Origin of the sequence: Micromonospora sp. NPDC047762 (assembly GCF_043204655.1) — a bacterium.
Classification (GTDB): domain Bacteria; phylum Actinomycetota; class Actinomycetes; order Mycobacteriales; family Micromonosporaceae; genus Micromonospora.
Window position 1 is genome coordinate 104,554 of sequence record NZ_JBIDCQ010000011.1, and the last position, 12,753, is coordinate 117,306.

The following is a 12,753-nucleotide window of genomic DNA, read 5'->3' on the forward strand; positions in this document are numbered from 1 at the left end:
CCTGGCATGGCCGGCCCGGACCCCGAACTCGCCGCGAAGCTTCAGCCCGACGTGCCGCACGCGGCACGGATCTGGAACTACTGGATGGGCGGCAAGGACAACTTCCAGTCCGACCGGGCGGCCGGCGACGCTGTCGCCGAGGTCTACCCGGAGATCGTCCTCATGGCACAGCAGTCCCGTGTCTTCCTGGTGCGGGCGGTGCGTTACCTCGCGGCCGAAGCGGGCATCCGGCAGTTCCTGGACATCGGCACCGGTCTACCCAGCATGCAGAACACGCACGCGGTCGCCCAGGGCATCGCGCCCGACTCCCGCATCGTCTACGTGGACAACGACCCGATGGTGCTGGTGCACGCGCGGGCGTTGCTGGCCAGCACGACGTCGGAGGGTGTCACCACCTACGTTCCGGCCGACTACCACGACCCGGAGAAGATCCTCGCCGAGGCGGCGCAGACGCTCGACTTCAGTCAGCCCATCGCCGTGATGTACATGGGCGTGATGGGCTACGAGCCGGACCTTGCCGAGGTGCGGTCGATCGTCGAGCGGACGATGGCCGCGATGCCGTCCGGCAGCTACCTCGTGCTCTGGGACGGCACCGACACCAGCCCCGCCGTGGTCGCCGGTGCCGAACGGCTGGCACAGAGCGGTGGAGTGCCGTACATCCTGCGCAGCCCGGAGGAGCTCGACACCTGCTTCGCCGGGTTGACCAAGGTGGAGCCCGGCCTGGTGCCGATCCCCCTGTGGCGACCGGACGACGCTGACGCGGTCGGGATCGACGCCTACGGGGCCGTGGCCCGCAAGCCCTGACCGACACGACGTCCGCCCCGCTCCCGCCGTCGCGCCGGAAGCGGGGCGGACGTCGTTCACCGGGCGCAGCTCATGGTCAGCCCGTCGGGAACCGCACCGGCCGTCACGAGCATCCCGAACGTCGTCGCCCCGTCCAGCACCAGCGTCCCGTTGTAGGACGCGTTGCGGACCGACACGTCGGCGTCGGTGGTCTCGACCACCCCACCCCAGACGGTCTGGACCCGCTCGTCACCGGACCACCGCCAGGAGACGCGCCAGCGGTCCAAGGGTTGCGTCCCGGTGTTGCGGACCGTGACCGTGGCGACGAAACCGTTGCCCCAGCGGGCGTCGATCGTGGCCGTCGCCCGGCACGAGGCCAGCGGGGCGGTCCGCGCCGGCCCGATCATGTACGGGTCGCGCTTGCCGTCAGGGTCGCTGAACCGGTACCAGTACTCCGTGTCGGGCGTCAGACCCCCGATGGTCACCGTGCCGGTGCGCTCCGGCCCGGAAACGGCCTCGGCCACCGGCGTCCGCCACTGTTGGGCGTCCTCGCGGCTGGCGAAGAGGCTGACGGTCATCGGCGGGTCGTAGCCGCAGGGCGGCCGGAAGAAGATCGAGTACGAGATGGTCACGCTGGTGGTGGTGACCCCGGCGACGCTCGCGGTGATCGGCAGGGCCGGCGGGCAGGCGATGGTCGGCGACGGCGACGGCGTGGCCGACAGCGTGGGGGCGGGCGTCGCGTCGGTGCCGCTGGTCGTCCCGGTCCAGGCGGCCAGCGCCATGGTGGTGACAGCGAGGAACATGCGAAGCATCGGAACCTCCGTGGTCAGCGGGCACCGATGACCGAGGTGGTGGCCGGTGCGCGCTCGGGTTTCCGGTCGTCGACGAGGCTGCCCGGCACGGGTGACATGGTCACCTCGCGCGCCCCGTGGACCGGAGGAGATCTGGTGCGCGCTGGCTCCCCGAGCACGACCGAACCACAGCATGGCAGTCGACAGTCATCGATACAAGGCGATCCCGAAGCCGTCGAGCATCGTCCGCTTTCTCGTCGCCGAAGGGACATCCGCCGGGCGCTCACCCCGAGAATGATCGATCACGGTCTATTCATTCGGACACGGGAGCACACCATGCTCGACGCAAGCAGCACGACCCGGCGACCCCGGGGAGTGAGGGTACTGATCGCGGTGATGCTGGCGGCCGTCGCGCTGGCCGCGCCCAGCCCCGCCGATGCCGCCGTCAGCCGGGCGGAACTGGCCCTCCGCTGGGCGCCCATCCACTACCAGGACGTCGACGCCACCGGCAGCCACGCCCTCAGCGGGCAGTCGGACTACGTCACCCGGGTCGATTTCGACGGCGACCTGGACGGACGCGACAACTGGGACCGGACCGGCCAGGCAGGCGCCGCACTCGCCGCGCACGTGTACTACTCCGTCGTGGAGACGAGCACCCACTGGTACATCACGTACTTCTTCTTCCACCCCCGCGACTGGACCGACCACCCGTTCTTCGAGACCGAGCACGAGAACGACGGCGAGGGCGCGCTGTTCGCGATCGAACGCGACGGCTCCACGTACGGCGTTCTCCGTTCGGCTGTCACCGTCGCGCACAGTGACTTCTTCTCCTACACGCCGACCGGCAGCACCTGGACCAGCGGCGGGGAGAGCATCGACGGCACCCTGCGATTCCAGGCGTCACCGCACGACACGTTCCAGCACCCGGTGACGGCACAGGAGGCGCAGGGCCACGGCCTCAAGGCGCACCCGCAGTACGACATCAACGGCGACGGCCTGGTCTACTACCCGTCGACCGTCGCCGAGACGCCGAGCAGCGGCAACGACCGCGACGTGCGGTATCAGCTGATCGACATCTTCGCCACCGGTGGGCTGTGGGCGCAGCGGTCCAACGCGAGCCTCTTCGCCGGCCTCGGCACGTTCGCCGGTGACACGTCCGGCGACTGCGGCGTCGGCACCTGGAGTTGTTCGACCAACTCGGCCAACGCGCCCTGGGGCTGGGACGACGGCAACGACGCCCCCGCGCGTGGCGAAATCGCCAGCGACCCGGCGAAGCTGGCGGCCGCGTACTTCACGGTGCCGAGCGGCCTGGCACGCACCTACAGCTACAACCCGTACGCCGGCGCGGCGGCAGCGCTCGCCGAGGCCGCGAGGACGGCTCCGCCGATCGTCGACTGACGCTGTCGTCTCCCCGGGGTCGGACCGTCCTGGTCCGTCACCGGGGAGACGGATCGACCCGCACCCGATCGCTCTCCTGGTCGGAGAGGAAGGAAGCCAACGCCTGCCCCTGCTCGGCCACGGCATCCCGCTCCGTCCGGGAGAGGCCGCCGAGCGGTCTCACGACGACCGTCCCCGAATCGACGGTCCAGGTCGCCGCGACCCGGCCGTCGACGAGCACCACGCGCTCACCGGCCACCGAGAGGTTACGGTGCGCGTCGTCGATGATCCGGCTGCGGTCGTCGTAGCCGAGGATCGCGTTGTCGAACGCCGGCAGGAACCGCACCGGGGCGGGTGTGTCCGGGTCGGGGCGCGGCGCGTCGGGAAGGTCGATGAGCTTCCGGCCACGCTCGTCGCGAAAGGTCACCAACTCGTCCCGCATGGCGGTCACCACTGCCGGCAGCCCGGCGAGACCACACCAGGCGCGCAGGTCGGCCGTGGCCGCCGGGCCGAACGCGGCCAGGTAACGGCGCACGAGCAGCCGACCGACCTCATCGACCCCGGTCGCGGCCGGCGCGTCGATCTCCCGGCCGAGCCAGGCGGAGAGCAGGACGTGACGCGCGCCTCCCTTCGCCCGCCACACCCCTCGCGGCGGGACCTGCGTCATCGGTAGCAGCGCGACAGCGATCTCGCCCAGCACGCGCAGCCCCGGCGTCGGCCACCGCTCGCTGAGCGCCCGCCCGATGTCGGGCATCGAGCGGGGCTCACCGTCGGCAACCACGGCAAGCGCGGCAGCGGCGAGTTCGTCGAGGTCCACCCCGTCGAGCTCGCCGCGGTAGACCCCGAGCACGCGTTGGCGCAGCATGGCGTCGTGACGGGTGCGCCAGGCCACGACGTCGTCGGCGACGAGCAGGTGGACGGTGCGGCGCATGAGGTGGGTACGCACCACGTGTCGCTGGGTCAGCAGGTTCGAGAGCACGGCCGGGTCGAACGCGCGCAGCCTCGACCACAGCCCGACGAACGGCTCCTGCGGCTCCTGGGCCTGCAGGCCGCCGAGGTGGGCGACGGCGTCGAGCGCCGGCAGGTCGGCGCGGTCGAGCAGCAGCTGCCGGGCGAGCGTCGCACGGTTGAGCGCCCGGGTGTCGAGAATGGTCATCAGGTCCCTTCGGTCGCGCACCGTCACGTCGGTCCACGGCATCAGGTGATCGAGTTGTAAACCGGCACCCAGCCCAGACTCTGGCCGCTTGCGGAGAACACCTCGATCTTGCGGACCACCGCACCCGGCGTGGTGGCGGCGACGCTGTTGCCGACTCCGATCCCGCCGACGGCGATGAGTTTGCCCTCGGTACGGATCTGCCCCGCGCCACTTCGCCGGATGATCACCGTGTCCGCCGGTGTCTGGTAGGGGACAGCCGCCTCCACCGCGTTCCATGCCAGTGTGACGTCGACCGAGGCAGTGTCCACGAAGACGGCGGGGTGCGACGGGTGCGCCTGACGCAGGTGGTTAGCCACCACGACAGTCTTTGTGGAGCCCTGGTGAACGGCGACGCAGCTCACGGCCCGGCTCGCGTTCGGATTCTCCACCCGGTTACCGACCACCGTGACGTCCCGGGAGGCCAAGACGTTGATGTGGCCGACACAGTTCGTCGCCACATTGCCGGTGATGGAAACGCCGACGGCCTGCCCTGACCGGGGCAGGGAACCACGCGCGCTGCCGTCGACCTCGATGCCCCGCAGTTGGCAGCCCGACACGGTGTTGTCGGCGACCACCAGATTCGTCACCTGCTGTGTGTAGACGCCGGCCTGGCCACACTCGGTGATGGTGTTACCGGAGATGACGGTGCGGTCGGCACCGAACCAGACGTTGATGCCGTCGTAGTACTTGGACTCGGCGCGCCAGACACCGCCCCAGTCCTCGGCTTCCTGCGACGACAACCAGTCCATCGCCACGTGGTTGTTGGTGATCCGCACGTCGTGGCCGTTGCTGGCGATGCCGAACCGGACGTCCTCGGTGGTGCAGTTCGTGATGACGATGTCGTTGGACGCGCCGGGGATGTTGTCCCACACGCTGATGCCGGTGTGGCGGAATCCGCGCGATACCACCCCGTCGACAACGATGCCGGTCGACGCCGTGATGATGAGGCCGCTGTACCAGTACGCGGCGGTGTCGTCGACGAGGTTGAGCCCGAGCACCTTCAGCCGGTGGCAGTCCTGGATCTGGAGCACACCGCGGACCTGATCCTTCACCGTTACCGGGGCGGGGTCGACCAGCGCCAACGTCGCCCCATGGCCCCGCAGCGCGGTGTCGGTCAGCCCCGAGAGTGTCACCCGGTTGCTGACGCGGTACGTCCGGCCGGCCGGGAACAGCACACCGAGGTTCGGTGTGGCCGCCCGCGCGGCGTTGAATGCCGCCTGGATCGCCGCGGTGTCGTCGGTGACTCCGTCGCCGACCGCCCCATGCGTCAGCACCGAGACCCAGCCGTCGTCAGAGGCAGGCAGCGCAGCCGCAGCCGGCTCGGCCGCCAGAGCAGCCCCACCCGCCAGGGCCGTAGCCGCCAGGCCAGCGCGTAGAGCCGCGCGTCGTCCCATCGATGTCATGTGATCGCCTCCCGTGAAACGTGCCCAATCACCAACGCCGCGCACCCTATCCGTCCCGCCTCGGCCAGTGGGGGCACGCGGATTCGCCCCGCCCGGTGAGGCCGGACGGGGCGAATTCGAGCGGGGTGGACCGATCAGTGCTTGCCGACGAAGATCCCGATGCCGTTGGCGACCATTCGCTCCGTACCGTCGGACGGGCTGTTGCGGGCGGTGGCCGCGGCCTGGCCCGGCTCGCGGACGGCGACAGTGCTCGACCCGCCGCCGTCGAGGTTCACCGCGGCGTCCGCGCCGAGTGCACGCATCAGGTCGGCCAGTTCGGCGATGGTGAACCCGGCGCTGGCCGGGGCGCGGCCGGCCAGGGCGACCAGGTACACGGTCCGGCCGTCCGGGCTGACACCGGCCGAGCTGCGTACCGCGGCGGTCCTGGTGTCCAGGCCGGCGAGCGGCGCGCCGTCGCGCAGGATCGGCGCGCCACCGACCGCGAAGGTCAGCTTCGGCTTGCCGGCGGAGACGAGTTTCTCGCGCACCTCCACCCGGTCACCGACGGCGAGGTCGTCGAGCGCGTCCGCGCCGCCCTCCCGGCCGACCAGCACCTGAGTGTCGGTCGGAATCGCTCCCGCGCCGGGCGTCGGGCCGACTGCGGTCACCACACCGTCGCGCACGGTCACCTCGTAGGTGTGGGTGCTGCACGGGTCGCTGCGGCTCGTGTCGGTGCCGCAGGTGGACCGGACCCGGGAGGCGGTCCCCCAGTCGGCGGTGAACAGGCCGACCCCGCCTACCGGGAGCGCGTACTGATTGAGGCCACCCAGAGCGATCGTGCCCTTCCTGCTGCGCACCTCGCCGTCCAGGCCCAGGGTGTCGACGCGCGCCTTGCCGTTCACACCGACGCCGAACACGTCCCGGGTCGAGGTGCCGGGGGCCAGGCCGGGGCCGAAGCGCTGCGCGGTCGGCACCGCGAACTTCAACTCCTCACCGTCGGCGATCTCCGGACCGGACGACGAGTAGGTGGGACTGACGCCGGCGTGCGTCTCACTGTTGTTGAAGAAGTCGCCGTTGACGCCGGCGACGGCACCCTGCTCGTTCGCCATCGCCGAGACGACAGTGCGCTGCGCCACCGCGTCGGGGTGCAGCAGGTCCAGGGAGACCTTGTTCTTCTGGAGGTCGGCGGTGAGCAGGTAACCGACGGTGACGCCCCGGGGCGTTGTCACCTCGAACGAGCCGTACGTGACGCCCGGGGCGAGCTGCTCGGTCGAGGTGATGGTGATCGGGGTGCCGGTCGCGGGTACCGTGGCGGTCGCGGCGTGGGCGACGCCTGCCGGCGTGACGAGCGCGGTGAGTCCCGCCGCGAGCAGCAGCGCCAGACGTGGGCGTACGAGGTGCGGTGACCTCATTGCCGCTCCTTTCCTGGTGCGTTCCTGGCCTGGGCCGGGATGGTCGGGCCGGGCGGTTGTTGACCGGACCGGCGATGATCTTCCTGGTCAGCCGATCACCCGGGGGTGAACACGGGAGGCTGCGGACGTGAACCGTCCGCACCGTCTTGATCAACTGCCGGAGCGGTCGGATCCGAAGAGTGCAGCCTTCGGGGGTGCCAAAAAGTTTTGTGGACTTCCTACAACTGAGGGACGGTGGGTTCGGTGGTTGCGCCATAGCGCTGGCCGCCGCCAGCCGGAAAGGTGATCACTGCTGGGAGCCGCCGTCTCTCCGCACGCAGGTCGAGGTCTAGCTAAGGGGTTTTTCGGGTGTTCAACCGTGTCGCCATCGTCAACCGTGGTGAAGCCGCCATGCGGCTCATCCACGCGGTCCGCGAGCTGGCCGCGGAGACCGGCATCCAGCTCGAAACCGTGGCCCTCTACACCGATGTCGACCGCAACGCCACATTCGTCCGCGAGGCAGACATCGCCTACGACCTCGGCCCGGCCTCCGCCCGCCCGTACCTCAACCTGGCGGTGCTGGAGCGCGCCCTGACCGAGACCGGGGCCGACGCCGCGTGGGTCGGCTGGGGCTTCGTCGCCGAGGATCCGGCGTTCGCCGAGCTGTGCGAGAAGATCGGCGTCACCTTCGTCGGCCCGAGCCCCGACGCCATGCGCCAACTCGGCGACAAGATCGGCTCGAAGCTGATCGCCGAGAAGGTCGGCGTGCCGGTCGCGCCGTGGAGCCGAGGCGCCGTCGAAACCCTCGCCGCCGCCCGGTCGGCGGCGGCCGAGATCGGCTACCCGTTGATGTTGAAGGCGACAGCCGGCGGTGGCGGACGCGGCATCCGCGTGATCAGGAACGAGGCCGAGCTGGTCGACGCGTACGAGCGCACCAGCCAGGAGGCGGCACGGGCCTTCGGCAGTGGCATCGTCTTCCTGGAGCGCCTGGTCACCGGGGCCCGGCACGTCGAGGTCCAGGTGATCGCCGACGGGCAGGGCACCGCGTGGGCCCTCGGCGTCCGCGACTGCTCGGTGCAGCGACGCAACCAGAAGGTCATCGAGGAGTCGGCGTCGCCGGTGCTCGACCCGGCGCAGGCCGCCGAGCTGAAGACGTCGGCCGAGCGACTGGCCGTGGCGGTCGGCTACCGCGGCGCGGCGACAGTCGAGTTCCTCTACCACCCCGGTGACCGGCTGTTCGCGTTCCTGGAGGTCAACACCCGCCTCCAGGTCGAGCACCCGATCACCGAGCTGACCACCGGTTTCGACCTGGTCAAGGCCCAGCTGCACGTCGCCTCCGGCGGGCGGCTCGACGGTGCGCCGCCGGCAGAGCGCGGGCACGCCATCGAGGCCCGGCTCAACGCCGAGGACCCCGACCGCGACTTCGCACCGTCCCCCGGCCGCATCGCCCGGCTGGACCTGCCCAGCGGCCCCGGCATCCGGGTGGACACCGGCGTCAGCGAGGGTGACACCATCCCCGCCGACTTCGACTCGATGATCGCGAAGATCATCGCGTACGGCCGGGACCGCGACGAGGCCCTCGGCAGGCTGCGCCGGGCGATGGCGAACACCACAGTGATCATCGAAGGTGGGGCCACGAACAAGAGCTTCGTGCTCGACCTGCTCGACCAGCCCGAGGTGATCGACGCCAGCGCGGACACCGGATGGATCGACCGCGTCCGCGGCGAGGGCCGCCTCGTCACGCACCGCCACTCCGCCGTCGCCCTGGCCGCCGCCGCCATCGAGGCGTACGAGGAGGAGGAACGCGTCGAGCGTCACCGGCTGCTGTCGACGGCGGCCGGCGGGCGCCCGCAGGTGCAGCACGCCAGCGGCCGACCGTTGGACCTCAAGCTGCGCGGCGTCGGCTACCGCACCCGCGTGGCGCGGGTCGGCGCGCACCGGTTCCGGGTCGGCATCGAGACCGGCCCCGTCGTGCGCACCGCCGACGTCGAGCTCGACCGCTTCGACCGGCACACCGGTCAGATCGTCGTCAACGGCATCCGCTACCGCCTGCTCACCGGCACGTACGGGCCGACCCACCTGGTCGAGGTGGACGGCGTGACGCACCGGGTCAGCCGGGACGAGGGTGGCGTCCTGCGCTCCCCGATGCCCGCGCTGGTCGTCGCCACGCCCCTGGAGGTCGGCGCGGAGGTCGAGGCGGGCGCGCCGGTGCTGGTGCTGGAAGCGATGAAGATGGAGACGGTGCTGCGGGCGCCGTTCAAGGCGCGGCTCAAGGAGTGCGCCGTCTCGGTGGGCAGCCAGGTGGAGGCAGGTGCGCCGCTGCTGCGCCTGGAGCCGCTCGCGGACGACGCCGAGGAGACCGCTGACGACGCCAGCACCGAGACCGTCGAACTGGACCTGCCCACCGCCGCCACGGACATCCCGGCGTACGAGCGCAGCAGGCGCGGCCAGGAGGACCTGCGGGGTCTGCTGCTCGGCTTCGACGTCGATCCGCACGACGACCGCCGGGTGCTCGACGATTACCTCACCGCGCGGCGGACGGCCACCGAAGCCGGTCAGCGGCCTCTGGCCGCCGAACTCGACCTCATCGAGGTGTTCGCCGATCTCGCCGAACTGAGCCGCAACCGGCCGACGGGCGAGGACGGCGGCGCCGCGCACGTACACAGCGCCCGGGAGTACTTCCACACCTACCTGCAGAGCCTCGACGTCGAGCGGGCCGGGCTGCCGGACGCCTTCCAGACCAGACTCGGCAAGGCCCTCGGCCGGTACGGCGTCACCGACCTGGACCGCACCCCCGCCCTCGAAGCCGCCGTCTTCCGGATCTTCCTCGCCCAGCAGCGCGCCTCCACGGACGCGCAGGTCATCGCGGCGCTGTTGCGCGCGTGGCTGCTGGAGACCCCGCCGGACGAGACGCTGCGCGAGCCGGCCGGCCTCGCACTGGAGCGGCTGATCGCCGCGACGCAGGTCCGCTTCCCCGTGATCGCGGACCTCGCCCGCGGCGTGGTGTTCGCCTGGTTCGCCCAGCCGCTGCTGCGCCGCAACCGCGCACGCGTCTACGCCGAGGTCCGTGGGCACCTGCGGCACCTCGACGCACACCCGGAAGCCCCGGACCGCGCCGAGCGCATCGCCGCGATGGTCCGCAGCACCGAGCCGCTGGTCCGGCTGCTCGGCCAGCGGCTCGTCCGCGACCACCTCGACAACGCCGTCATGTTGGAGGTGCTGACCCGGCGGTACTACGGCAACCGGTCGCTCACCAGCGTGCTCACCCGCGAGGTCGCGGGCTGCACATTCGTGGTCGCCGAGCGCGTCGACTCCAGCGTGGTCTCCGCCGCGGTCAGCTTCGACGCGCTGGGCAGCGCCCTGCGCGGGCTGGCCGAGCTGGCCACCGGCGAGGACGCCGTGGACGCCGACATCTACCTCGGCTGGGAGAACCAGCCGGAGGACTTCGACGCGATGGCGGCCGCGCTGGCCGAGGTCATCGCCGCGCACCCGCTGCCGCCCCAGGTCCGTCGGGTCACCACCACCGTCGCGGGTCGCGGCGGGGCGGTGATGCACCACCACTTCACCTTCCGTCCGTCGGGCGCCCAGCTGACCGAGGACCGGCTGATCCGTGGGCTGCACCCGTACATCGCGCAGCGGATGCAGCTGGAGCGGCTGCACAAGTTCGACCTGACCCGGCTGCCGTCGTCGGACGAGGAGGTCTACCTCTTCCAGTGTGTGGCCCGGGAGAACCGCGCCGACGAGCGCCTCGTCGCGTTCGCGCAGGTGCGTGACCTGACCGAGCTCCGCGAGCAGGACGGCCGACTGGTCGCGCTGCCGACGGCCGAGGACGCCATCGCCGCCTGCCTCGACTCGATCCGCCGCGCCCAGTCGCGGCGGCCGTCGAAGACGCGCTTCAACACCAACCGCATCGTCGTCTACGTGTGGCCGCCGAGCGAGCTGACCCGCGAAGAGATGGAGATGATCGCCGGGCGGGTCCGCCCGACGACAGCGGGCGCCGGGCTGGAGGAGATCCTGTTCATCGCGCGCCAGCGCGACCGCCGGACCGGCGAGCTGACCAAGATCGCCGTACGGATCTCGTTCGACGCCGCGGGCGGTGCCGAACTGGCCGTCGGGGAGCCGCCGGTCGAGCCGCTCGAGCCGCTCGACGAGTACCGGCTCAAGGTGCTGCGGGCCAGCAGCCGCAACACCGTGTACCCGTACGAGCTGACCGGCCGGCTCGGCGACTTCGTCGAGCACGACCTCGACGACGACCACGCGCTGGTGCCGGTGGACCGGCCGAAGGGGCGCAACAGCGCCGCGATCGTCGCCGGGGTCGTCACGACGCCGACCGAGCGCTACCCCCAGGGTGTCACCCGGGTGGTGCTGCTCGGCGACCCGACGAAGTCGCTGGGTGCCCTGTCGGAGCCGGAGTGCCGGCGCGTGATCGCCGCACTGGACCTGGCCGAGCGGATGCAGGTGCCGCTGGAGTGGTGGGCGCTGTCCGCCGGTGCCCGGATCTCGATGACCTCCGGTACGGAGAACATGGACTGGGTTGCCGCGGCGCTCAAGCGGATCGTCGAGTTCACCCAGGCCGGCGGTGAGATCAACATCGTGGTCGCGGGCATCAACGTCGGCGCGCAGCCGTACTGGAACGCCGAGGCGACGATGCTCATGCACACCAAGGGCATCCTGGTGATGACGCCCGACTCGGCGATGGTGCTCACCGGCAAGCAGTCGCTCGACTTCTCCGGTGGTGTGTCGGCTGAGGACAACTTCGGCATCGGCGGCTACGACCGGGTGATGGGGCCGAACGGGCAGGCGCAGTACTGGGCGCCGAACCTGACGGCCGCACGGGACGTGGTGATGGCGCACTACGACCACTCCTACGTCGCGCCCGGCGAGGACGCGCCCCGGCGGGCGGTCACCACCGACCCGGCCGACCGCGACATCTCCGGCTTCCCGCACGACGTGGCGGGCAGCGCCTTCGCCACCGTCGGGGAGATCTTCTCCGTCGAGTCCAACCCGGACCGCAAGAAGCCGTTCGACATCCGTACGGTGATGCGGGCCCTCTCCGACCAGGACCACCCGGTGCTGGAGCGCTGGGCCGGCATGGCGGACGCGGACACCGCCGTCGTGCAGGACGTTCACCTCGGTGGCATCCCGGTCTGCCTGCTCGGCATCGAGTCCCGGTCGGTGCCCCGGCACGGTTTCCCGCCCACCGACGGCCCGGACACCTACACGGCGGGCACGTTGTTCCCCCGCTCGTCGAAGAAGGCCGCGCGGGCGATCAACGCGGCCAGCGGCAACCGGCCGCTCGTCGTGCTGGCGAACCTGTCCGGCTTCGACGGCTCACCGGAGTCGATGCGCAAGCTGCAACTGGAGTACGGCGCCGAGATCGGCCGGGCGATCGTGAACTTCCGGGGGCCCATCGTCTTCTGCGTGATCTCGCGCTACCACGGCGGTGCGTTCGTGGTGTTCTCGAAGGCGCTGAACCCGAACATGACGGTGCTGGCGCTGGAGGGCTCGTTCGCCTCGGTGCTCGGCGGCGCACCCGCTGCCGCTGTGGTGTTCTCCGCCGACGTCAACGCTCGTACGGCGGCCGACGCGCGGGTGCGGGACCTGGAGGCCAGCGTCGCGGCCGCGAGCGGCACCGAGCGCGCCGCGCTGACAGCGGAGCTCGACGAGCTGCGGTCTTCGGTGCGCGCGGAGAAACTGAGCGAGGTGGCGGCGGAGTTCGACCGGGTGCACAACATCCACCGCGCCGTCGAGGTCGGCTCGGTGGACGCCGTCATCCGCGCCGCCGAGCTGCGTCCGCGCATCATCGAGGCCATCGAGGCCCGCCTGGGGTAGAG

Annotated in this window: 7 protein-coding genes; 3 read left to right on the plus strand and 4 right to left on the minus strand. The window is 71.2% G+C overall.

Going from position 1 to position 12,753, the window contains the following annotated elements; all coding sequences use genetic code 11:
• Positions 1 to 6: 6 nt before the first annotated feature.
• Entirely contained in the window at positions 7 to 804 is a 798-nt protein-coding gene (locus ACGF3C_RS28815; RefSeq protein WP_355006181.1) for an SAM-dependent methyltransferase, read from the plus strand.
• A 56-nt stretch (positions 805 to 860) separates the two neighbouring features.
• Here ACGF3C_RS28815 and ACGF3C_RS28820 read toward each other — a convergent pair whose 3' ends face one another.
• Positions 861 to 1,595, minus strand: a complete 735-nt coding sequence (locus tag ACGF3C_RS28820; RefSeq protein WP_357235641.1) for a cellulose binding domain-containing protein — start codon at positions 1,593 to 1,595, stop codon at positions 861 to 863.
• A gap of 354 nt (positions 1,596 to 1,949) precedes the next feature.
• Here ACGF3C_RS28820 and ACGF3C_RS28825 point away from each other — a divergent pair, with 354 nt between their 5' ends.
• Complete coding sequence (locus ACGF3C_RS28825; RefSeq protein ID WP_393226808.1) at positions 1,950 to 2,972, plus strand: hypothetical protein; 1,023 nt, start codon at positions 1,950 to 1,952, stop codon at positions 2,970 to 2,972.
• A gap of 37 nt (positions 2,973 to 3,009) precedes the next feature.
• On the opposite strand, the gene ACGF3C_RS28830 is transcribed toward ACGF3C_RS28825, so the two are convergent.
• The 3 genes from ACGF3C_RS28830 to ACGF3C_RS28840 form a co-directional block, all read right to left on the minus strand.
• Positions 3,010 to 4,107, minus strand: coding sequence for a winged helix DNA-binding domain-containing protein (locus ACGF3C_RS28830; protein ID WP_393226810.1), 1,098 nt, complete (start codon positions 4,105 to 4,107; stop codon positions 3,010 to 3,012).
• 41 nt (positions 4,108 to 4,148) lie between these two features.
• On the minus strand, positions 4,149 to 5,540 hold the full coding sequence (locus ACGF3C_RS28835; protein WP_393226812.1) for a right-handed parallel beta-helix repeat-containing protein: 1,392 nt from the start codon (positions 5,538 to 5,540) through the stop codon (positions 4,149 to 4,151).
• Between the two features lie 143 nt (positions 5,541 to 5,683).
• Entirely contained in the window at positions 5,684 to 6,940 is a 1,257-nt protein-coding gene (locus ACGF3C_RS28840) for a phosphodiester glycosidase family protein (RefSeq protein WP_393226814.1), read from the minus strand.
• Positions 6,941 to 7,288: 348 nt separating this feature from the next.
• On the opposite strand from ACGF3C_RS28840, the gene ACGF3C_RS28845 reads away from it, so the two are divergent.
• Positions 7,289 to 12,751: a carboxyl transferase domain-containing protein gene (locus ACGF3C_RS28845; RefSeq protein WP_357230129.1), complete on the plus strand. Its 5,463-nt coding sequence runs from the start codon at positions 7,289 to 7,291 to the stop codon at positions 12,749 to 12,751.
• The last annotated feature ends 2 nt before the right edge of the window (positions 12,752 to 12,753 follow it).